Source organism: Cobetia sp. LC6 (assembly GCF_030264805.1).
Classification (GTDB): Bacteria; Pseudomonadota; Gammaproteobacteria; order Pseudomonadales; family Halomonadaceae; genus Cobetia.
In genome coordinates this window covers 72021-93396 of record NZ_JASSPL010000014.1, presented here as the reverse complement: position 1 = coordinate 93396, position 21376 = coordinate 72021, and the positions used below count along the sequence as shown (strand labels likewise).

At 63.2% G+C, this 21376-nt stretch carries 18 protein-coding genes; 4 read left to right on the top strand and 14 right to left on the bottom strand.

The window, feature by feature from the left end:
• Positions 1-108: 108 nt before the first annotated feature.
• Positions 109-1080, bottom strand: a complete 972-nt coding sequence (cysB, locus tag QQF40_RS14815; protein ID WP_043333969.1) for an HTH-type transcriptional regulator CysB — start codon at positions 1078-1080, stop codon at positions 109-111.
• 176 nt (positions 1081-1256) lie between these two features.
• On the opposite strand from cysB, the gene QQF40_RS14810 reads away from it, so the two are divergent.
• Both QQF40_RS14810 and trxA read left to right on the top strand, forming a co-directional pair.
• A complete protein-coding gene (locus QQF40_RS14810) occupies positions 1257-2033 on the top strand; it encodes a sulfite exporter TauE/SafE family protein (protein WP_285461753.1) in 777 nt (258 codons plus the stop codon).
• A 249-nt stretch (positions 2034-2282) separates the two neighbouring features.
• Positions 2283-2606, top strand: a complete 324-nt coding sequence (gene trxA / locus QQF40_RS14805; RefSeq protein WP_043333971.1) for a thioredoxin — start codon at positions 2283-2285, stop codon at positions 2604-2606.
• Between the two features lie 131 nt (positions 2607-2737).
• On the opposite strand, the gene QQF40_RS14800 is transcribed toward trxA, so the two are convergent.
• From QQF40_RS14800 to QQF40_RS14780, 5 genes are all read right to left on the bottom strand, one after another.
• Entirely contained in the window at positions 2738-3958 is a 1221-nt protein-coding gene (locus QQF40_RS14800) for an AI-2E family transporter (protein ID WP_254627192.1), read from the bottom strand.
• A gap of 413 nt (positions 3959-4371) precedes the next feature.
• Positions 4372-6183, bottom strand: coding sequence for an acyl-CoA dehydrogenase C-terminal domain-containing protein (locus tag QQF40_RS14795; protein WP_285461752.1), 1812 nt, complete (start codon positions 6181-6183; stop codon positions 4372-4374).
• 460 nt (positions 6184-6643) lie between these two features.
• A complete protein-coding gene (locus tag QQF40_RS14790; RefSeq protein ID WP_285461751.1) occupies positions 6644-7408 on the bottom strand; it encodes an SDR family NAD(P)-dependent oxidoreductase in 765 nt (254 codons plus the stop codon).
• 83 nt (positions 7409-7491) lie between these two features.
• Positions 7492-9162, bottom strand: a complete 1671-nt coding sequence (locus QQF40_RS14785; RefSeq protein WP_285461750.1) for an AMP-binding protein — start codon at positions 9160-9162, stop codon at positions 7492-7494.
• A 292-nt stretch (positions 9163-9454) separates the two neighbouring features.
• Positions 9455-10072, bottom strand: a complete 618-nt coding sequence (locus tag QQF40_RS14780; RefSeq protein ID WP_285461749.1) for a TetR/AcrR family transcriptional regulator — start codon at positions 10070-10072, stop codon at positions 9455-9457.
• Positions 10073-10189: 117 nt separating this feature from the next.
• Here QQF40_RS14780 and QQF40_RS14775 point away from each other — a divergent pair, with 117 nt between their 5' ends.
• A complete protein-coding gene (locus tag QQF40_RS14775; RefSeq protein WP_285461748.1) occupies positions 10190-11410 on the top strand; it encodes an acetyl-CoA C-acyltransferase in 1221 nt (406 codons plus the stop codon).
• Between the two features lie 112 nt (positions 11411-11522).
• Here the strand turns inward: QQF40_RS14775 and pstB are convergent, their stop codons facing one another.
• The 5 genes from pstB to QQF40_RS14750 form a co-directional block, all read right to left on the bottom strand.
• Complete coding sequence (pstB, locus tag QQF40_RS14770) at positions 11523-12365, bottom strand: phosphate ABC transporter ATP-binding protein PstB (protein ID WP_285461747.1); 843 nt, start codon at positions 12363-12365, stop codon at positions 11523-11525.
• A gap of 80 nt (positions 12366-12445) precedes the next feature.
• A complete protein-coding gene (pstA, locus tag QQF40_RS14765; protein WP_285461746.1) occupies positions 12446-13612 on the bottom strand; it encodes a phosphate ABC transporter permease PstA in 1167 nt (388 codons plus the stop codon).
• A gap of 14 nt (positions 13613-13626) precedes the next feature.
• Positions 13627-14883: a phosphate ABC transporter permease subunit PstC gene (pstC, locus tag QQF40_RS14760; protein WP_285461745.1), complete on the bottom strand. Its 1257-nt coding sequence runs from the start codon at positions 14881-14883 to the stop codon at positions 13627-13629.
• Positions 14884-15011: 128 nt separating this feature from the next.
• Positions 15012-16028: a substrate-binding domain-containing protein gene (locus QQF40_RS14755; RefSeq protein WP_175090484.1), complete on the bottom strand. Its 1017-nt coding sequence runs from the start codon at positions 16026-16028 to the stop codon at positions 15012-15014.
• A gap of 112 nt (positions 16029-16140) precedes the next feature.
• A complete protein-coding gene (locus QQF40_RS14750; RefSeq protein ID WP_285461744.1) occupies positions 16141-17358 on the bottom strand; it encodes a Bcr/CflA family multidrug efflux MFS transporter in 1218 nt (405 codons plus the stop codon).
• Positions 17359-17682: 324 nt separating this feature from the next.
• Here QQF40_RS14750 and tal point away from each other — a divergent pair, with 324 nt between their 5' ends.
• The gene (tal, locus tag QQF40_RS14745; RefSeq protein WP_175090482.1) at positions 17683-18621 is read left to right on the top strand and encodes a transaldolase; all 939 of its coding nucleotides are present in this window, start codon (positions 17683-17685) and stop codon (positions 18619-18621) included.
• 146 nt (positions 18622-18767) lie between these two features.
• On the opposite strand, the gene QQF40_RS14740 is transcribed toward tal, so the two are convergent.
• The 3 genes from QQF40_RS14740 to QQF40_RS14730 all read right to left on the bottom strand — a co-directional run bounded on the left by QQF40_RS14740 (position 18768) and on the right by QQF40_RS14730 (position 21344).
• Complete coding sequence (locus QQF40_RS14740; RefSeq protein ID WP_285461743.1) at positions 18768-19322, bottom strand: STAS domain-containing protein; 555 nt, start codon at positions 19320-19322, stop codon at positions 18768-18770.
• Positions 19315-20466 carry a PP2C family protein-serine/threonine phosphatase gene (locus QQF40_RS14735; protein ID WP_285461742.1) on the bottom strand — a complete coding sequence of 384 codons (1152 nt, stop codon included), beginning with the start codon at positions 20464-20466 and terminating at the stop codon, positions 19315-19317. The genes QQF40_RS14740 and QQF40_RS14735 overlap by 8 nt, the downstream gene beginning before the upstream one ends.
• Positions 20467-20582: 116 nt before the next feature.
• Positions 20583-21344, bottom strand: coding sequence for an MlaA family lipoprotein (locus tag QQF40_RS14730; protein WP_107335497.1), 762 nt, complete (start codon positions 21342-21344; stop codon positions 20583-20585).
• Positions 21345-21376 lie beyond the last annotated feature (32 nt).

Sequence of the window (21376 nt, the reverse complement as noted above, 5' to 3'; positions counted from 1 at the left end):
CGCTGTGCGCTCGAATAGCTCAGCTAGCAAAAAGCCCGCCTCTCAGGAGGCGGGCTTTTTCATCTGCGCTGTGGCAGATCTGGCGAGCGGCACTCAGTTCACCGGCACTCAGCGCACCGGCAGCTCGATGTCGTGGAAGATCTCGTGCTCGTGGCGCGGGCCGGCGGCCAGTGCCGCTTCGACACGTTCCCGCGTCAGGTGCGGCGCGAAGCGCTCGACGAATTCGAACATGTAGCTGCGCATGAAGGTGCCGCGGCGGATGCCGATCTTGGTCGTGGAGCTCTCGAACAGATGCGTGGCGTCCAGCGCGACCAGGTCTTCGTCGGCCACCTCATCCACCGCCATATGCGCGACGATGCCGATGCCCATGCCGAGACGCACATAGGTCTTGATGACATCGGCGTCCGAGGCGGTCAGCACCACGTTGGGCGCCAGGCCGTGGGACTTGAAGGCATCGTCCAGCTGGCTGCGGCCGGTGAAGCCGTAGGTATAGGTAACCAGCGCATAGCTGGCCAGCGACTCGAGGGTCAGCTCCTCACCATTGGCCAGCGGATGATCCTTGGGCACCAGCACGCAGCGATTCCAGCGATAGCACGGCAGCAGGATGAGGTCGTTGAACAGCTCAAGCGACTCGGTGCAGATGGCGAAGTCGGCCTGCCCCTCACTGACCATGTTGGCGATCTGCTTCGGCGTGCCCTGCTGCATGTGCAGCGCGACATCCGGGTACTTGCGCGTGAAATCGGCGATCACCGGCGGCAAGGCATAACGCGCCTGGGTGTGCGTGGTGGCGATCGACAGGCTGCCGCGACGGTCGTCACTGTGCTCCTGGGCGACGTGCTTGATGTTCTCCACCGTGCGCAGCACCTGGCTTGCCAGCTCGACGATGGACTCGCCGGCCGGGGTCACCCGCGTCAGGTGCTTGCCACTGCGCGCGAAGATTTCGACGCCAAGCTCATCTTCCAACAGACGAATCTGCTTGGAAATGCCCGGCTGGGAGGTATACAGACTTTGCGCGGTAGCGGACACGTTCAGGTTGTGACGGGTGACTTCCCAGATATAACGCAACTGCTGGAGTTTCATGCGGCTTCACTCTCCTGAGAAGCACCATCGACGCGAAGCGGCGTGACAGTGGCCCGGACATGGCCGGTCACCTTGCTAAGATGATCGGGCGATAAAATCATGAATAATGATTCCTTTCGGGAATATACGCTCAAGAGTAGATTGGCGACAGTAACCTGACAAGGGGGTAGGTAGGGATGGAAGTCACACAACTGCTGCTATACGTGCTGGCAGGCGCCGGAGTGGGTTTCGCGGTCGGTGTCACTGGCGTGGGCGGCGGCTCGCTGATGACGCCCCTGCTGTTGATGTTCGGCTTCCCGCCGCACATCGCCGTGGGCACCGACCTGCTCTATGCCTCCATTACCAAGGCGGGCGGCGCCTTCGCGCACCATCGCCAGGGCCATGTGGACTGGACCATCGCCCGACGTCTGGCCATCGGCTCGCTGCCGGCGGCGCTGTTGACGATTGCGGTCCTGCATACCTTCTTCACTGACCCTACCGCCTACGCCGGCCTGATCAAGGGCATGCTCGGTGTAATGTTGATCCTCACCGCCGGCGTGCTGCTGTTCAAGAAACGCCTGCTGGGGCTGATCAGCCCGGAAAGCTTCATCGTACGCCACGCGGCACCGCTGACCGTGCTGGCCGGCATCGTGCTCGGCGTGTGCGTCACCCTGTCCTCCGTGGGTGCCGGTGCCTTCGGCGCTGCCGTGCTGATCATGCTGTTCCCGCTGTTGAGCACCGCGCGCATCGTGGGCACCGATATCGCTCACGCCGTACCGCTGACACTGGTCGCGGGATTGGGACATCTATGGCTGGGCAACGTCGATTTCCTGCTGCTTGGCGCATTGCTGGTCGGCTCACTGCCTGCCATCAACCTTGGTGCACGCCTGACGCGCCACATGCCCAGCGGCCTGCTGCAGGGTCTGCTGACGACACTGCTGCTGGGGCTGGGTATCCGTTACGCCTTCTTCTGAGCTCTTCTTGCTGAAGGGCCTTCGCACAGGCAATACCAAAGTCGGGGCAGGCAATCCACATTGCCTGCCCCGTTGCTATTCCCTCAAACCAATAAAACAGCTATAAAAACACTAGCGATCATAACCCCGTGCTATTGAGCCGATGGGCAATGCTCATTTGTCAGTGATGCAAAGTGGCGCTACCATCGGACGCAGCCTGCATGTCCGGCAATGCCGCAGACAGCGAAACGAATCCCCTGGAGAAACAAGATGTCCAATCACGTCGATGTCACCGGCGCCAACTTCGAACAGGAAGTTCTCAACGCTGAAGCCCCGGTCCTGCTGAAGTTCTGGGCCCCGTGGTGTGGTCCGTGCAAGATGATGGCGCCGGTCGTCGAAGAAGTCGCCAACGAGAAAGGCGAAGGCCTGAAGATCGTCAACGTCAATGTCGATGACGCGCCGGAAATCGCCGCCGAGCAAGGCGTGCGTGGCGTGCCGACCGTGATCCTGTTCAAGTCTGGCGCCAAGGTCGCCTCTCTGGTCGGTGCCCAGTCCAAGGGTCAGCTGAGCCAGTTCATCGAGCAGAACCTCTGAGTCGACTTGCTGACAGGTGACTGCCCCGACAGCCACCGCGCACTGATTCGATCATTGAAGGCCCCATCACGCACAGCGTGACGGGGCCTTCGACATTCTGGTGGTTCATTCAAAAGGGCCTGGCTCGCGGGTCATTCCTCCGCCATGCGTCGGCGACGGCGTATCCGGCGCACGGAGGGGCCCAGCAAGCGCGCCGCCCAGCGCGTGCCCGGGTGCGAGTCGAAGGCGATCTTGAGCGTCATGGTGATCGGCACCGACAGCAGCATGCCCACCGGCCCGAATACCCAGCCCCACACCACCAGCGACAGGAAGGCCGCCAGCGTCGACAGCCCCAGAGTGCGCCCCATCACGCGCGGCTCGATCAAGTTGCCGAGAATGAAGTTGATCGCCAGATAACAGCCGCCCAGCATCAGCGCCTTGACCGCGCCACCCTCCGGCATCACCAGCGTCAGCAACACCGCAGGCACTGCAGCCAGTGCCGAGCCGATGTTGGGGATGTAGTTGAGGCAGAAGGCCAGCGTGGCCCACAGGAAGGCGAACTCCACGTCGAGCACCAGACAGCTGATCGCGACCAGCCCCCCGGTCACGAGGCTGATCAAGGTCTTGACCGCAAGATAGCGGCGCAGCGTCAGCGAGAACAGCGTGAAACGGCGCAGACTGACATGCGGGCTGCGCAGCGTGCTGACCAGCTTGTCGCGCAGTGACAGCGCCTCATAGAGCAGGAAGGTGGCCGTCAGCACGATGATGACGCTCGAGGACAGAATCCCCCCCAGTCCGGTCAGCAGGTTCGGCACCCACTGGGTCAGCGAGGCCGGATCGACCAGCTCGCTGAAGCGGGCCGGTGCGATGGATACGCCACTGTCCGCCAGCCACTCCAGCATGCTCTGGTACTGTTCGCGCAGGCTCTCCTCAAGCTTGGGCATCTCATCGCTGAACAGGGTGAAGCGCGAGACCAGCAGTGCCGTCAGTGACGAGAACAGCACACAGACCGTCAGGATGACGATGGGCACCCCGAAGCGTTGCCCGATGCCGTGACGGGCCAGCCAGCGCACCGGCGCATCGCAGACCGCAGCGACGAACACCGCCAGCAGCAGCGGAACCACCAGGTCCGCCGCCAGCTTGAGGCCGCCGATGATGATGACCACTGCGGCCATGCCGACCAGCAAGGGGTGAATCTCCAGCGCGCGGCGCACGTTGGGGACGTGACGAGAACGTCCGGAGCGTTCGAGTGCCTCCTGCTGACGCTCGTCGCGTGGCACCTGCATGCGTGTCACGGCTTCCTCGATGGAAGTGCCCTCACTGACACCGCGGGGTTCGCCAACGCTATCGTCAGGCGCTTGCGCTTCAGCCATCTGCGCCTCGGGCAGTACTTCCTCGTGTCGCGATCTTTCGTCGGGCGTGTCGTTCGCGTGCATCCTGCGCCACCTATCCTGTCAGTACTTGCCATCAGTACTTGCCATCAGTACTTGCCACAAGTAAATGCGCGTCGCTGCTCTGCGGGTTAACCGAGACAGTCTTCGATGCGCCTATCTTGGGCGCATGCCTGCCACAAGCCAAGACTGAAACGAGATTGATTGCTCGTGCCGGGGGAAACTCCCACCTCCCTCAAGACGCACAAAAAATGGGGAGACCGAAGTCTCCCCAAGGGTACCGAGTCAGAGCGCACTGACTGGAGGCATAAGACACGACTGTTACCGATACATCGAACTGCTGAGTCTTGAAACTACTGTCGGACTTGAAACTACTGTCAGGCTTGAAGCCGTCATCAGATCTCGAAGCCGCTGCCGAAGCCTTCCACCGTCGGCGCCATCAGCGTCTCGCCACCGGCGCGAATCATTGCGGCATGGCCTTGCGTACGTGGCAGGATGCGCTGGAAGTAGAAGCGCGCGGTATCCAGCTTGGCCTGATAGAAGGCAGTATCCCCTTCGCCGGCCGTCAGCGCCGCCTTGGCCGTCTCGCCGGCACGCGCCCACAGGTAGCCCAGCGTGACGTAACCGGCGTACATCAGGTAATCGACACTGGCGGCGCCGACCGCTTCGCGGTCCTGCATCGCGCCCATGCCCACCGCCATGGTCAGCTCGCCCCATTCGCGGTTGAGCTCGGCGAGCGGATTGGCAAACTCGCTTCCTTCGCTGGCTTGGCAGAACTTGTGGATCTCCTTGGTGAAGACCTTGAGCGATTCGCCCTGGCTCATCAGGATCTTGCGGCCCAACAGGTCCAGCGCCTGGATACCGGTGGTGCCTTCATAAAGCAGAGTGATGCGCGCATCGCGCACGAACTGCTCCATGCCCCATTCCTGAATGAAGCCGTGGCCGCCATAGACCTGCACGCCGTGATTGGTCGCCTCGAAGCCGGTCTCGGTCAGGAAGGCCTTGACGATGGGCGTCAGCAGGCCGAGCAAGGTATCGGCACGCGCCTTGTCTTCGCTGTCCGGGGCATTCTCGACGATGTCATTGAACTGGGCGGCATACATCACCAGCATGCGCCCGCCCTCGGCGATGGCCTTCTGGGTCAGCAGCATGCGGCGCACGTCCGGATGCACGATGATCGGGTCGGCCGCCTTCTCCGGCGCCTTGGCGCCGGACAGGGCACGCATCTGCAGACGGTCACGCGCATAGCCCAGCGCATTCTGGAAGCTGGCCTCCGCCAGCGCGACGCCCTGGATCCCCACGCCGAGACGCGCGGCATTCATCATGGTGAACATGCAGGCCAACCCCTTGTGCGGCGGGCCGACCAGGAAGCCTTTGGCGGAGTCGAAGTTCATCACGCAGGTCGCGTTGCCGTGAATGCCCATCTTGTGCTCGATGGAGCCACAGCTGACGCCATTGCGCTCACCAGCCTCGCCATTGGCGTCGGGCAGGAACTTGGGCACCACGAACAGCGAGATGCCACGCGAGCCTTCCGGAGCATCCGGCAGCTTGGCCAGCACCAGGTGCACGATGTTATCGGACAGATCGTGCTCACCGGCCGAGATGAAGATCTTGGTGCCGCTGATGCGGTAGCCCTTGCTGTCATCGCTGTCATCCAGCGGCACGGCGCGGGTCTTGATCAGGCCCAGGTCCGTGCCGCAATGCGGCTCTGTCAGGCACATGGTGCCGGTCCAGCTGCCTTCGACAAGCTTGGTCAGATAGGTCTGCTTGAGCACCTCGCTGCCGTGATGCTCGAGTGCATTCATCGCGCCATGCGAGAGACCCGGATACATGCCCCACGACAGGTTGGCGGAGGCGACCATTTCCGAGAGCACCATCGCCAGTGACGGCGGCAGCCCCTGACCGCCATGTTCCGGTGAGGCAGCCAGACTCGGCCAGCCGCCCTCGACATACTGCTGATAGGCAGCCTTGAAGCCGCTCGGCGCCTTGACCTCGCTGCCCTCGAAGGTACAACCCTCGCGGTCGCCCGACTGGTTCAGCGGCGTCAGCACCTCATGCGCGAAGCGTGCGCCCTCCTCCAGGATGGCGGTCACGATATCGTCGCTGGCCTCATCGCCACCCGGCAGGCTGGCATAGTGCGCGGGATAGTCGAGCAGCTCATTCATCACGAAGCGGATGTCGCGCAACGGCGCCTGATAGTCCGGCATGCTTTACTCCTTGAGCCGTCGCGACGCGGCGGCACTGACCTGAACAACGACAGGTGGCGGCAGGACACTTGTCAGGCGGCGCAACACTCGCTCGAGCAATGAAGAAGCGAGTCGCTGGCGGCGAACAGGTCTGGCGCAACACTATCAAACATGCGTTTGAAACTAACCCCTCCTTCGCCACACCGTCAAGCGGTCGTTTGATTTCTGGCCTGCGACATTGGTGGCAAGCCCTGTCTCGTCAGTGGCAAGCCCTGTGCCCAGGCCGCGCCGCGCCGCGCCGCGCCGCGCACATGGCAAAAACAAAAAACAGATAGACACAAAAAAGCCCGACCGCAGCCGCGATCGAGCAATATCTCCCCCAGAGATAACCTGTCCTGCAAGATTCCTTGTGTCCCGTGCTCTCTCCCCAGAGCCGAACCAGAGAGCCCGATCCAAACGGCAAAGGCCTCGTCCGCCAGCCTCAGGCCATGCGGATGCTGCCATCGAGGCGGATCACCTCCCCGTTGAGCATGCTGTTGGTAATGATGTGCTCGGCCAGACGCGCGAACTCATCGGGCTTGCCCAGTCGCTTGGGAAACGGCACCGCCTCGCACAGCGCTTCGCGGGCAGGCTCCGGAATGCCGGCCATCATCGGTGTTTCGAACACGCCGGGCGCGATCGCCATCACGCGAATGCCATGGCGTGCCAGCTCGCGCGCCATCGGCAGTGTCATGCCGGCGACCCCGGCCTTGGAGGCGCTATAGGCACACTGCCCCACCTGGCCGTCGAAGGCCGCGACCGAGGCGGTATTGAGAATGATGCCCCGCTCGCCGTCCTCGCCCTCGGCGGCATTGCGCGCCATGCGTGCCGCCGTCAGGCGCGCCACGTTGAAGGTACCGCTCAGATTGATCGACAGCGTCTTCTCGAAGCCCTCCAGCGGAGCAGGCTCGCCGTCACGATCCACCAGCTTGGCGACGCTCACCACCCCCGCACAATGGATCACCCCATGGATGGCTCCGAAGGTCTGCTCCGCGACATCCAGCGCGGCCTCGACATTGGCGCTGTCGGTAATATCGCAATGACAGAAGCGTGCTGCCTCCCCCAGCGCATCGGCCTGTTCTCGGGCGGTCTCCGAGAGATCGGCCAGCACCACCTGGCCGCCGGCCGCGACGATACGTGACGCCGTGGCGGCCCCGAGGCCGGATGCTGCGCCGGTGATCAGAAAGCAGTGGTCGGCGATCTTCATGAAACGAGTCTCCCGAAAGGTGATGGCAGGAAAGGTGATGAGAGGCGGGCGATGACAGAAAAGTCCCGTATATGGCTCGGCGTTCAGCTTTCGCGCGCCTGTGCCCGCAACAGGAAACGCTGGATCTTGCCCGACGGCGTCTTGGGCAGGCTGTCGACGAAGTCGATCTCGCGAGGGTAGCTGTGCGCCGAGAGACGCTGACGCACGCTGGCGCGAATTTCCTCCGCCAGTTCGTCACTGCCGACATGGTCATCGCGCAACACCACATAGGCCTTGATGATCTCGCCGCGCAGCGCATCCGGCTTGCCGACCGCCGCCGATTCCGCCACCGCCGGATGCACCAGCACAGCGTTCTCGACATCCGCCGGACCGACGCGATAGCCCGCGGTGGTGATGATGTCGTCATCACGCCCGGCAAAGGTGAAGCGGCCATCGGGCTCTGCCACCACCACGTCTCCTGTCAGGTAATAGCCCTCGACGCAGGGTTGCTTCTCCTGCCAGGTGTAGCCGGCGAAGAAGTGCGCGGGAGAGCGGGCGATATCCACCGCCAGCACACCCGGCTCGCCCGGCGGCAGTTCACGATACTCGGCGTCGAGCACGGCCAGTCGATAGCCGGGCAGCGGGAAGCCGACACTGCCGACCACGACCTCATGGGCCAGCGCGTGATGGTTGCAGCAGGTCATGCCGGTCTCGGTCTGGCCGTAATGATCCATCACTGCACAGCCCAGCTCCCGCGCGACCCAACCCACCACCTCGGTGTTGAGGGGCTCGCCAGCGGAGCTTGCGACCCGCAGGTTCAAGCGCTCGAAGGCCCCTTCACCGAGCCCGGAGGCCTTGAGCATGCGATAGGCCGTGGGCGCGGCCGCGAAATTGTCGATGCGATGACGCTCCAGGAAGGCCAACCCGCCTTCTGCACTGAACGGTGCCTGCATGAAGTAGGTGGTGGCGCCCAGCAACAGCGGGCCGGTGATGGCGTAGTAGAGCCCGTAGGCCCAGCCGGGGTCGGCCATGTTCCAGAAGCGCTCGCCGGGGCGCAGGTCCACCGCCAGGCGTTGATAGAGCCAGAAGGCAGGCAACGCATTCAGCGCCACCGCCACGCCCTTGGGCTTGCCGACCGTGCCGGAGGTGAACATCTGCAGGAAGGGCGCCTCCGCCGGAAGCCACACTGGCGGCTCGGTCAGTGGCTCGCTCTGCATCAATGTCTGCCAGTCGAGATCGCCCGCCTCCAGCGCATCTTCCTCACCACGCACGCAGATGATCACGGGATGGCGGGCAAGCTCAGTGAACTTGCTGCGCTGGCTCGTCTCGGTGATCACGATCTGCGTCTCGGCGCGCGACAGGCGATAGTCGAGCGCATCGGTGCCGAAGGCGGTGAACAGCGGCTGATAGACGGCGCCCAGCCGCCAGGTCGCGACCAGCGCGATCATCAGCTCCGGCGTACGCGACAGCATGCAGGCGACCCGCTGCCCCGCCATCACGCCCTGTGCCTTCAAGGCAGCCGCCATCCGCGCGCTCTGCTCGTCGAGCTGTGCGTAACTCAGCTCACGCACCCGGCCCTGTTCATCTTCATGGACCAGCGCGATACGTTCGCCCTGCCCGGCGCGCAGATGACGCCCGACACACGCCTCATAGGCATTGCCGAGCTCGCCCTCGACATCGGCGTCAGGCGGCGTGGTGAACAGTTCATCGCGCAATGCCTGAATATCGAAGGCGGCCAGATAATCGCTCAGCGTCTGACTGGCGGCAGGTTGCATGGCGTATAAGTTCGTAGATACAGCAGAGGCGGCGCGTGACGTGCGGTTTGTTGTTGTATCGCTTGGCGTCATGGCGTGACTGGCTCCTGAGTGGTGCTCCGGGGCGATGTGAGATGACTGGGCGCCAGCCATCTACAGTTAACGTAAACGTCAAGTTAGCGACAAGCCTGTCGGGCGGCAAGCATTGTGACGCTCGACTGGCCAAAAGTTGCAGACGGCGTGTAACGCACGCTATGTAACGGACGGCGTGTAACGGACGCTGTCTAGCAGATGGCGTGTAACGGACGTTCGATCAGGACAGACGACACAGGCTGTCGACCAGCGCTTCGGCCAGCTCATCGGGCGAGCGCTCTCCATCGGGGCGATACCAGCGTACCGTCCAGTTGAGCGCGCCAAGCATGAACTGGCGCAGCAGCGCGGCGTCGCCCTTGAGCAGCCCTGCAGCGACGGCAGAGGCGATGGCATCACGCCACAGGTCCTCGTAGTCATCGCGCAGCTGGACGAGATGCTCGCGCGCCGGGCCTTCCAGCCGTCGCCACTCATAGAGCGCGACCACATGGGCATTGCGGTCGGTGAGCAGCGTGTCCAGATGCGCGCGCGCCAGGGCCAGCAGTCGCTCACGCGCCTGCTGCTGTGACGCTGCCGAGGCGGTCACTTCGCTTGCCTGGTACGGCTCGCAGCGCGCCAGATGATCACGGGCGATGGCCAGCGCACTGAACATGCCCTCCTCGATCACGGCGCACAGGATTTCCTGCTTGTCGGCGAAGTGATGGAAGAGACTGCCGGACTTGATGCCCATTTCCTGGGCCAGCATGCGGACGGTGGTGCGATCGAAACCCTCCTCGACGAACAGGCGGGCAGCGATGCGGACCAGCTCCTTGCGACGGGGTGAGGCGGTGGCTACATTCATCGTATAACTAGCGCTTGCTTGGTTTATGGGATTGAATGGATCAAAGCATAGCCACGCAGTGATCACAACGCCGACTGCACGACTCGATCTTCCAATAACAAGACACAGGAGACCGTCATGACGACCGCTTCCCGCACTACGCCAAGCCCTGCCGCCAGCAGCGATGACATCGTGATTCTCGCCGGAGCCCGCACGCCGATGGGTGGCCTCAAGGGCTCACTCTCGACGCTGAGCGCGCCACAGCTCGCCGCCGTGGCCATCAAGGCGGCCATCGAACGTGCGGGCCTCACGCCTGCCGATGTCGACGAGGGCATCTTCGGCTGCGTGCTGCCCGCTGGCGTCAAGCAGGGACCGGCGCGTCAGGCCATGCGCCAGGCCGGCGTGCCGGACAGCATCGGTGCCACCACCATCAACAAGCTGTGTGGTTCCGGCATGAAGGCCACCATGCTGGCGCATGACCTGATACGCGCAGGCACCAACCGCATCATGCTGGCCGGCGGGATGGAGTCGATGTCCAACGCCCCGCACCTGCTCACCCAGGCACGTGGCGGCTATCGCCTCGGCCATGGCGAGCTGAAGGACCACATGTTCTTCGATGGGCTGGAAGATGCCGAGACCGGCAAGCTGATGGGCGTGTTCGCCCAGGAAGTGGCCGATGCCCGAGGCTACGATCGCCAGCGCATGGACGACTTCGCCATCGAATCGCTCAGGCGTGCCATGACGGCCACCGAGTCGGGCGACATCGCGCCGGAAATCGCCGCCGTCACGGTCAAGAGCCGCAAGGGCGAGAGCGTGGTCGAGCAGGACGAGCAGCCCTTCCAGGCCAATCTCGACAAGATCCCCGCCCTGCGTCCGGCCTTCGCCAAGGACGGCACCATCACCGCCGCCAATGCCAGCTCCATCTCCGACGGCGCCTCGGCGCTGGTGCTGATGCGCCGTGATGAAGCCGAACGACGCGGGCTGGCCGTCAAGGCGCGTATCCTCGGTCACAGCACCCACTCCCAGCACCCCAGCGAATTCACGCTGGCGCCCATCGGCGCCATCGACTCGCTGATGAAGCGCCTGGAGTGGACCACGGACGACGTCGACCTGTTCGAGATCAACGAGGCCTTCGCGGTGGTCACCCTGCTGGCGATGGATGCCCACGATATCCCGCATGAGAAGGTCAATGTCTTCGGAGGGGCCTGCGCCCAGGGGCATCCGGTCGGCTCCACCGGCTCGCGCATCATCGTCACTCTGATCAACGCGCTGGAGCGCCGTGGCAAGAAACGTGGCATCGCGGCGCTGTGTATCGGCGGCGGCGAAGCCACCGCGATCGCCGTCGAGCTGGAAGACTGACATCCCACTCGACACTGACTCGACCTGATGCTGCAACGACACTGGCCCGGATCATTGATCCGGGCCAGTGTCGTCGTGGGGTCTGCAAGGCACTCACGAAGCAGTCAGGTGTTCAACCATAGCGACCGGTGATGTAGTCCTCGGCCTTCTTGGTATTCGGATTGGAGAACATCGTCTTGGTGTCGTTGTACTCCACCAGCTCGCCCATGTGGAAGAAGGCGGTGTAATCCGCGACACGTGCCGCCTGCTGCATGTTGTGCGTCACGGTGACGATGGAGAACTGGGTCTTCAACTTGTCCATCAGGTCTTCGATGGTCGCGGTGGAGATCGGGTCGAGCGCCGAGGTCGGCTCATCCATCAGGATGACGTCCGGCTTGACCGCGATGGCACGCGCGATGCACAGACGCTGCTGCTGACCACCAGACAGCGAGGTGCCCGGCTGGTCGAGAATATCCTTCACTTCTTCCCACAGACCCGCGTCACGCAGCGCGCTCTCGACCAGATCATCCTTGTCGGCGCGGCGGCTGACCAGGTCGTGCATGGTCGGCGCGTAGGCAATGTTGTCGTAGATGGACTTGGGGAACGGGTTGGGCTTCTGGAACACCATGCCGACACGACGACGCAGGGCCACTTCATCCATGTCGCGCGCGTTGACGTCACGGCCATCCATCTCGACCAGGCCTTCGATGCGCACGCTGCGGATCAAGTCGTTCATGCGGTTCAGGCAGCGCAGGAAGGTCGATTTTCCGCACCCGGACGGCCCGATCAGAGCGGTGACATTCTTCTGGAAGATGTCGATGTTGATGTTCTTCAGGGCCTGCTTCTCGCCGTACCACAGGTTGAGGTCTTCCACGCGAATGGCCAGATCATGGTTGGCATCTTCATTGATGACGACCGGGCTTCCGGCACGCGTGGCGACGGCAGGCTTGGCGGGAGTGGCGACGGTGCTGTTCATGTCTCGTATTCCTTGATGGGTCGTGGGTCCGGGCCTGAGATGCAGGCGACCGACCATTCGGCGGGCCGCCTCGCAGCGGCCTACCAGCGACGCTCGAATTTCTTGCGCAGCATCACGGCTGCGGCATTGAGGAAGATCAGCACTGACAGCAGCACCAGAATGCCCGCCGCAGTACGTTCAACATAGGCCTGCTCCGGCTCGCCCGCCCAGGTGAATATCTGGGCCGGCAGCACGGTGGCGGCCTGGGTGATGGCCGTCGGCGCATCCGGAATGAAGGCCACCATGCCGACGATGATCAGCGGCGCGGTCTCACCCATTGCCTGTGCCAGGCCGATGATCGAACCGGTCAGGATTCCCGGCAGTGACAGCGGCAGAACGTGGTCACGCACTACCTGCCAGCGGGAGCAGCCGACGCCGAAGGCGGCCTGACGAATGGTGTCGGGCACGCTGCGCAGAGCCGAGCGCGTGGTGATGATGATCACCGGCAAGGTCATCAGACCCAGCGTCAGACCGCCGACCAGCGGTGAGGAGCGCGGCATGCCGAAGAAGTTGATGAAGATCGCCAGACCCAGCAGACCGAACAGGATCGACGGCACCGCCGCCAGGTTGTTGATGTTGACCTCGATCGCCTGGGTGAAGCGATTGTCCGGTGCGAACTCCTCCAGGTAGACCGCCGTCAGCACCCCGACCGGGAAGGCGAAGGCCAGCGTGACCAGCAGCGTCAGGATCGTCCCCATCGCCGCCGACCAGATACCGGCGTATTCCGGCAGCTTCGAGTCACCGGTGGTGAAGAAGTTGATGTTGAACTTGAGCTCGGCCGTGCCGTTCTCGACCATGCGGTCCAGCACGGCGGTCTGCCTGGGCTTCAGGTGTGACTTGTGGCCCTTGAGATACTGATCGACCTGGTCATCGGCGATCACCCAGCGGTCGATCGTATGCCCCATCAGGCTGGCGTCCGCGGCCATGTCGCGCGGCAGCTGCCGCAGCCAGCCACGGCTGACCAGATCACGCACGTCTTCCTCCACCGCTGCCAGCGGGATTTCCTGCGACTGCTCGCTGTAGGTGACCGGCACGTGCAGTTCTGCCTGCTGGAAGGCCGGATAGCCGCGCATGACCATGTCGCCGATGAAGACCACCAGGAAGGTGGCGGCCAGGGCAAGTGCGCCCATGGACATGAATTTCAGGCGCTTGGTGCGGCGATGACGGCCCTTCAGCTGGGCCGAGATATCGTCGAATGAATGGCTCATGTCTAGTCTCGGCCTCAGAGATTGTTGGCGCTGTACTTCTCACGGAAGCGGCGGATCAGGACCACCGAGACCATGTTCAGCAGCAGAGTGACAACGAACAGCACCAGACCCAGCGCGAAGGCCGACAGTGTCTCGGCACTCGCGAATTCCTGGTCGCCGGTCAACGCGGCAACGATGCGCACCGTGACGGTGGTCATGTCTTCCAGCGGGTTGGCGGTCAGGTTCGGACGCATGCCCGCCGCCATCACCACGATCATCGTCTCGCCGAGGGCGCGTGACATGGCCAGCAGAGACGCGGAGATGATGCCCGGCAACGCGGCCGGCAGGATGACGTTGCGGATGGTCTCGCCGTGGGTCATGCCCAGCGCCAGAGAACCCTGACGCATGGTGTCCGGGACAGAAGTGATGACGTCATCAGACAGAGAGGAGATGAACGGAATGATCATGATGCCCATGACCAGACCCGGTGCCAGCGCGTTGTTGTAGGACGCCTCGATACCCAGCGGCGAGAAGATGTCGACGATCAGCGGCGCGACGGTGATGGCAGCGAAGAAGCCATACACCACGGTCGGGATTCCGGCGAGCACTTCCAGTACCGGCTTGGCGACGGTACGCACTTTCTCGGGGGCGCACTCTGCCATGTAGACCGCGGCGAGCAGACCAATGGGAATGGCCACCAGCATCGCGATCAGGGTGATCATGAAGGTACCGGCGAACAGCGGTACGGCGCCGAAGTTGGCGGTGCTCTCGACACCTTCGCCACGGCCGGCGGCCATCTGGAAGCTGTTGCCCGGATCCCAGGTGGTCCCGGTGATGAAGGTCCAGAAGCTTTCCATCTGGAAGAAGCGGATGGCCTCGAAGATGATGGAGACCAGAATGCCGAACGTCGTGACGATGGAAATCATCGCCGCGCCGATCAACACATAGCGAATGAGGGTCTCGATGGCATTGCGCGCATGGAAATCAGGCTTCACCAGGGCGAGGCCGATGACCAGGCCGACGGCTGCGACGACCAGACTGGCGATCAGCAGCTGCATGCCTTCGATATCGATATCAGCGGTGGCAATCGCAACGACGGCTGCCAGACCGACCAGCAGAGCAGGCCCTGCGCTGGAAATTGCCGTGAACCAGCCGTACTGATCCGGCTGGGCGTACATTTCAGCACCGCTGGCACGCACGCGCTGTGCCTTGCTGCGGCCGCTGAAGAAGGCCACCAGGCCAACCAGCGCCACGATGCCTATGAAGAAGAGAAAGATCTGCTGAGTCTGCATCTTTCGGGTCCCGGAGTCGCGTTGTTCACAGGGGGAAGGCTTCAGGCCTTGCGAAACCCTGCGACCAGTCAAGCAAACGGGCCGGCTGCCAAGGGCAACCGGCCGCGTCAGAGGGTCAGCTGCGTTGCTTACTTCTGGAGGTCGGCCAGAGTCAGCTTGGTGCGCTCAGCGACCTGCTCACGAAGCGTGGCGCGCTCTTCCTTCGGCAGCGGGATCAGACCGATGCCCTTGAGGTAGCCCAGCTCGCCGATCATCTTCTCGCTCATGAACAGGTCGTTGTAGGCCTGCTGAGCCGGCACGTCATCCTTGTGCTGGTTCTTCACGTAGTAGAACAGGGAGCGGGAAACCGGGTACTCGCCAGAAGAGATGGCATCGGCTTCCGGCTGCACGCCATCGATGGAAGCACCGACGACCTTGTCAGCATTCTCTTCGAGGAAGGAGTAGCCGAAGATACCGAAGGCTTCGGTGTTCTCGACCAGCTTCTGGATGATCAGGTTGTCATTCTCGCCGGCAGCGATGTAGTGACCGTCCTGACGGATGTTGGTGTAACCCTCACCGCCGTAGCCTTCCATCTCTTCGGTGGAGACTTCCATCACCAGCTCTTCGAAGGCGTCACGGGTACCGGAAGTGGAAGGCGGCCCGTAGATGGTGATCTTGCGGTCCGGCAGGGAGGAGTCGATCTCGGACCACTTGGTGTAGGGATTGTCGACCAGCTTGCCGTCAACCGGCACCTGAGCGGCGACCGCCAGGGTGATCTGCTCACGGGTCAGATCGATGCTGCCATCGCGGACAGACTGGGCAAAGGCGATACCGTCGAAGCCGATCATCGCTTCGGTGATATCGGTCACGCCGTTCTCTTCACAGCGCTCGAATTCAGACGTCTTCATGCGACGAGAGGCGTTGGTGATGTCCGGAGTGCTGTCACCGACACCTTCACAGAACAGCTTCATGCCGCCGCCGGAACCGGTGGATTCGATGACCGGAGTCGGGAAATCGCTGGTGGCACCCAGCTCTTCAGCGACGTAGCTGGAGAACGGATAGACCGTGGAAGACCCCACGATACGCAGCTGTTCACGGGCTTCTGCTGCACCCACTGATGCAGCGATGACAGCCACTGCGAGACCGGACTTGAGGAACGCCTTCATGCCTGAAACTCCTTGCGATAGGAATGAGCCAGTGAGGTGGCTTCTTGTCTACAGGGAGTACCTTGCCAAGCATTCATGACAACTGTGTGACAGTCGCCGACTCAAGCCATTCTCAGTCGGGCGGCGTCGCATGGCGCGCCAGAGCGCGGCGCCCTGCCAGCACCCGCAGCAGAATATTGCTGATCAGCGCCGTGCCCAGCATGCCGAGAATCATCGGCCACAGGCTATCCATCGCCAGGCCTGCGATCAGCATGCCGATCACGGCGCCACTGGCAAACTGCATGCTGCCGATCAGCGCATTGGCCGTGGCGCTGATGCGCGGGAAATACTCCAGCGCCGAAGAGATCGCGTTGGGCGCCACCATGCCGTTGGCCCCGACGAACACCATCAGCAACGGCGCGATGACGTAGAGCAGGTCCAGCCCCAGTGCCAGCGCCGATACCAGCAGGATGGCGGCAGACAGCTGGATACCGATGCCGATGCGCAGCAGACGCGGCGGCGACAGGCGTGACAGCAGACGCACATTGAGCCGGTTGGCGGTGAACATGAACAGGATGTTGGCGCCGAACAGCACCGGGTACCAGGCCGCCGTCACTCCAAAATGCTGCATATAGACGTAAGGCGACGCGGTGATGAAGGCGAACATGCCACCGAAGCCCATCGCCTGCGTCAGCGCATACCCCATCGCCGGCCCGTGACGCAGCACGCTGGCATAGTCACGCACAACCTGCATGAGACTGGCCGGGGGGTCGTCCGCCTCGCGCTTGCGCCGGGTCTCGGGCAAGCGCAGTGGCAGCACCACCAGCAGGAAGGCGGCATACATGGCCAGGAAGGCGAAGATCAGCCACCAGCCCGCCATGCCCAGCAGCAGACTGCCGATGGCAGGCGCGATCAAGGGCGCCAGCATCATGATCACCGCGACGGTGGACAGCACCTTGGCCGCCTCTCGGCCACTGAAGCAATCGCGCACGATCGCCGAGGAATTGACCACCGAGGCGCCGCCGCCCAGCGCCTGCAGGAAGCGCAGCGCATAGAGTCCCTCGAGGCTCTCGACCCGGGTGATGGCCAGACTCGCCAGCAGGAAGACGAAGATACCTGACAGCAGGACCGGCTTGCGCCCGATACGGTCTGACAGCGGGCCGAAGATCAACTGCCCCAGCGAGAAGCCGAGCAGGAAGATCGACAGCGACAGCTCCGTATGGTGCACCGTGGTCGCCAGGTCTTCCGCCATGGCCGGCAGTGCCGGCAGGTAGGCATCGATGGCCAATGGAGCCAGGGCCGTATTGGCCGCGACCAGCAAGGCCAGCTGACGGGTTTGACGCTTGTCCACATCCCCTCCTGCAATCGTTCGTCGATGGTATAGCCACGTGCCGAAAACGCCACGCCCTTGCCGTCAGATGACGACAGTGGGCGCGCCGCCGCACAATTGATACAGTTGACCTACACAGGTGACGAATGTCACATCAAGCTGATGAAATCCCCGCGGATCATCCACTTGGGGCGATCGGCCCGAGGTGTCTTCACAGCCGGCAGGCGTGGGTGCACACTCGGTGGCAGCGCTCGCTCCGGCGGCCCCTGCCCTTCACCTCTTGCCTTATTCATGAGGGCCACTCACCCCTTCGGGTGGCTCACGCTCAGTACAGGAAACTCTTGCATGGCACAGGACAAGCTCTCCCAACTCAAGGAAATGACCACCGTCGTCGCCGACACCGGTGACCTCGAGGCCATTCGTCGCTTCGCGCCCACTGATGCTACCACCAACCCGTCACTGATCCTGCAGGCCGCTCAGGACCCGTCACGTCGCGAGCGCCTGACCGAAGTCGCGCGCAAGGCCACCGACATCGATGATGCCGTCGACGCCGTGGCCGTGGACATCGGCACCGAGATCGCCGGCCTGGTGCCGGGCTATGTCTCCACCGAGGTCAGTGCCCGTCTGTCCTTCGATGCCGATGAGACCATCCGTCGCGCGCATCGCATCATCGAGCGCTACGCCGCCAATGGCGTCGGTCAGGAACGCATCCTGATCAAGACCGCCTCCACCTGGGAAGGCATCCGCGCCGCCGAGAAGCTCGAGCGCGAAGGTATCCGCACCAACCTGACGCTGCTGTTCAGCTTCGCCCAGGCCCAGGCCTGTGCCGATGCCGGCGTGACGCTGATCTCGCCCTTCGTCGGCCGTATCCTCGACTGGCACAAGGCCAATCAGCCGGACGCCGACTTCAGCGGCGACAACGACCCGGGTGTGAAGTCCGTCAAGGCCATCTACGAGCACTACAAGGGACACGGCTACAAGACCATCGTGATGGGCGCCAGCTTCCGCAACACCGGCGAGATCGAAGCGCTGGCCGGCTGTGATCGCCTGACCATCTCGCCAGCACTGCTGGGTGAGCTGGCCGAGAGCACCGGCACGCTGGAACGTCGCCTGCTGGCCGGCGATGCCGAGCAGAACGTGCCGGAAGTGCTGACCGAGTCCAACTTCCGCTGGGACATGAACGAAGATGCCATGGCCACCGAGAAGATGGGCGAAGGTATCCGCAAGTTCATGGCCGATCAGCGCAAGCTCGAGACCCTGCTGGCCGAACTGCGCAGCCACTGAGCCTAGCGCCGATAGTGAACTCTTGTTAAGCAAGAGCTCATTGAATGGCCAAGGCAACAAAAAGCGCCTGCCGTGTTTCACGGCAGGCGCTTTTGCATCGTGCATTCCGAATCGTGCTGTCAGGCTCAACGTCCCGGCACGCGCCTTCAGTGCAGCTGACGATGCTCCTCGCTTTCCAGCAGTTCGATCAGCGGCTGGAATTCCAGGCGATTGTGGCCGTTCAGGCACATCAACAGCCGGTGAGCCTCGAGAATGCGCCCGCGCAGCTCCTGTTCCTGCTGGGGCGAGGCATCGGCGTCATCCTGAGACTCGTTCAGCGCTGGCGCGTTGCAGCAGGAAGCCCCGTCCAGATCGGCCTGGTCCGCCTCCGGCAGGCTGCCGGCGTCCACGACACTGGCCACCTCGTCGAACCCCATCACCTTGAGCATGGTCAGCACGTCGGGATGGGAAGCCACCACCTGCGCCGGCATCACCAGCCGGTCGCGGACCGCCAGCGCCAGCTTGGCCAGAAAGCCCAGTGCGGTGGAATCGACATTGGTCGCTTCGCGCAGATCGATGATCACGCTTTCCAGTCCCTCAACCGCAGCCACGCGCTGTACCTGCTGATCCAGCGTGGCACACAGCGTCAGGCGTACATCACCGGATAGCTTGAGCACGAACAGGCCATCTTCGAACACGGCCTGGATACGTCCTTCATCCATCATGGAATCCTGTCAGCGTCATCAAGGTAAGGTCATCCGGCAGCTCGCCATCCAGCGCCAGACCACGACGCAATCCTTGCACATCCTCACTGCTCAGAATCCGTTGATGCAGTGCTCGAGTCCTGTCCTCCAGCGCGTCGCCCGGCAGGCATTCCAGTACACCATCACTGGCCAGCCACAGACGGAAGCGCTCAGGGAGCGCCACACGATACGCTGGATAGCGGGTGTCTGGGAAGAGCCCTACCGGCCGACCGCTGCCTTCCAGCTCACACAGTTCGCCCTCGGGCGTGACCATTACCGGCATCGGCAACTGGGCGCCTAGGGTGTAATGCAGCGTGCGCGTGTCACGGTCCATCACACCACACATCACCGTGGCATGCTTGCCGATACCACTGTCGATCAGTTCACGGTTGAGCAATGCCAGCCACTCGGGGCCGAAGGTTTCCGGCGTATGTTCCTCCCAATGCCGGGTCGCCCGCGCGAACAACAGCTTGAGCAGCACGGTCACGAAGGCCGATGAGGCGCCATGACCGGAGACATCCGCAAAGTAGAACAGGCTGAAGCGTTCGTCGATCGCCTGATACTCGAGGAAGTCACCCGAGAGATACAGTGACGGCGACAGGCAGTACTCATAACTGACGCCATTGATGTGCTGCCCGCTCTGGGGCAGCAGGCGCTGCTGGATCTGGCCCCCGGCCTGCTGGTCCTGACGCAGCAGCGCCAGATGCGTCTCCAGGTGCTCGTTGAGCTCCTCGAGGCGCGCGCGTGCCTTGGCGTGCTCATGGGCCAGCTGGTGATGCTCCGCCGCCCGCTTGAGCAGACTGCGCAATACCGAGCCATGCTCGCGCGGCGAGATGAGGTAATCGACCAGCCCGGCCTCCACCGCCGGCAACAGGCACTCATCGCCACGGCTCTCGGCCACCACTACCGTCGGCAGGCGCTCGGCCAGACGCGCCCACTCATGACTGGAAACGGCCTCGACATGCGCGACCACCACCGCCACCCCGCTGGGCAGTGCCGCGATGCCATCACAGGCCGCCACCGCGCAGCGTTCATCCGTCAACAGGTTCGCCAGCGCATCACGCCGCGAGCCGGGAAGATCAATCAGACCGATCAACAGACGCTTGCCTTGCTCATCCGCCATGCCAACCCCTCATTCCCGTCCTTGCTGCCATCCACTCGCAGTCTTGATGCTGCTTGCCCTCACGGCCGGTGCCAGCTGCCGCTCAACGACACCGGCCGCCTGCTGCGGATGACGCGTTACTGGCTGTCGTCTTCCGGTGCGAAGGCACCATCGAGATCGGCATCATCGAAGCTGTCGCTGGCGAAGGGATCATCGCCCAGCTTGCCATCGTTGATCTCGAAGTTGCGACGCTGCAGGTAGGCATCACGAATGAAGCTGTAGCGATCGCCCTGGATCAACTTCTCCTGCTCGAGCAGACCGGCACGGGTGTCGACCAGATCCAGCGCCTTCAGGCCGTAACGCACCTTGTCATCTTCGACGTAGTTGACGGGGTCAGCGAAGTAATCCACCGGCATGCCCGCGGTATCACGCACGGTACTCGGACCAAACAACGGCAGAACGAGATATGGCCCCTGCCCTGCTCCCCAGACGGCGAGGGTCTGACCGAAGTCTTCCTCGTCCACTGTCCAGCCCAGTTCGCTGGCCGGGTCAAACAGACCGCCGATGCCGACGGTGGAGTTGAGCAGCAGGCGGCCGGTGGAGACACCGGCATTGGCCCACTTCCACTGCAGCACCGAGTTGAACATGGTACGGACCTCTCCCAGATTGGAGAAGAAGTTGCCCACGCCATCCTGCACCAGCTCCGGCGTCACATAGTCGTAGCCCTGTGCCACCGGCTTGAGGGCATAGCGGTCCAGGGTGTCATTGAAGGTATAGACGTTACGGTTGAAGCCCTCCCAGGGGTCCTGAGGATTCGGCTCGCTGTCTCCGGTGCTGGCGCAACCCGCCAGCAGGGACATGGCCAGCAGTGCCGGCAGGGAAGTCTTGATCGTGTGCATCTCGTCACCTGTAAGTCTATTGGATTCCTGCA

Coding starts and splice junctions, on each gene's coding strand:
- pstA (WP_285461746.1), bottom strand. CDS start 13,612: ATGAGCCATTCATTCGACGATATCTCGGCCCAGCTGAAGGGCCGTCAT.
- trxA (WP_043333971.1), top strand. CDS start 2,283: ATGTCCAATCACGTCGATGTCACCGGCGCCAACTTCGAACAGGAAGTT.
- QQF40_RS14755 (WP_175090484.1), bottom strand. CDS start 16,028: ATGAAGGCGTTCCTCAAGTCCGGTCTCGCAGTGGCTGTCATCGCTGCA.
- QQF40_RS14775 (WP_285461748.1), top strand. CDS start 10,190: ATGACGACCGCTTCCCGCACTACGCCAAGCCCTGCCGCCAGCAGCGAT.
- pstB (WP_285461747.1), bottom strand. CDS start 12,365: ATGAACAGCACCGTCGCCACTCCCGCCAAGCCTGCCGTCGCCACGCGT.
- QQF40_RS14740 (WP_285461743.1), bottom strand. CDS start 19,322: ATGGATGAAGGACGTATCCAGGCCGTGTTCGAAGATGGCCTGTTCGTG.
- QQF40_RS14780 (WP_285461749.1), bottom strand. CDS start 10,072: ATGAATGTAGCCACCGCCTCACCCCGTCGCAAGGAGCTGGTCCGCATC.
- QQF40_RS14785 (WP_285461750.1), bottom strand. CDS start 9,162: ATGCAACCTGCCGCCAGTCAGACGCTGAGCGATTATCTGGCCGCCTTC.
- cysB (WP_043333969.1), bottom strand. CDS start 1,080: ATGAAACTCCAGCAGTTGCGTTATATCTGGGAAGTCACCCGTCACAAC.
- pstC (WP_285461745.1), bottom strand. CDS start 14,883: ATGCAGACTCAGCAGATCTTTCTCTTCTTCATAGGCATCGTGGCGCTG.
- QQF40_RS14735 (WP_285461742.1), bottom strand. CDS start 20,466: ATGGCGGATGAGCAAGGCAAGCGTCTGTTGATCGGTCTGATTGATCTT.
- tal (WP_175090482.1), top strand. CDS start 17,683: ATGGCACAGGACAAGCTCTCCCAACTCAAGGAAATGACCACCGTCGTC.
- QQF40_RS14810 (WP_285461753.1), top strand. CDS start 1,257: ATGGAAGTCACACAACTGCTGCTATACGTGCTGGCAGGCGCCGGAGTG.
- QQF40_RS14730 (WP_107335497.1), bottom strand. CDS start 21,344: ATGCACACGATCAAGACTTCCCTGCCGGCACTGCTGGCCATGTCCCTG.
- QQF40_RS14800 (WP_254627192.1), bottom strand. CDS start 3,958: ATGGCTGAAGCGCAAGCGCCTGACGATAGCGTTGGCGAACCCCGCGGT.
- QQF40_RS14790 (WP_285461751.1), bottom strand. CDS start 7,408: ATGAAGATCGCCGACCACTGCTTTCTGATCACCGGCGCAGCATCCGGC.
- QQF40_RS14795 (WP_285461752.1), bottom strand. CDS start 6,183: ATGCCGGACTATCAGGCGCCGTTGCGCGACATCCGCTTCGTGATGAAT.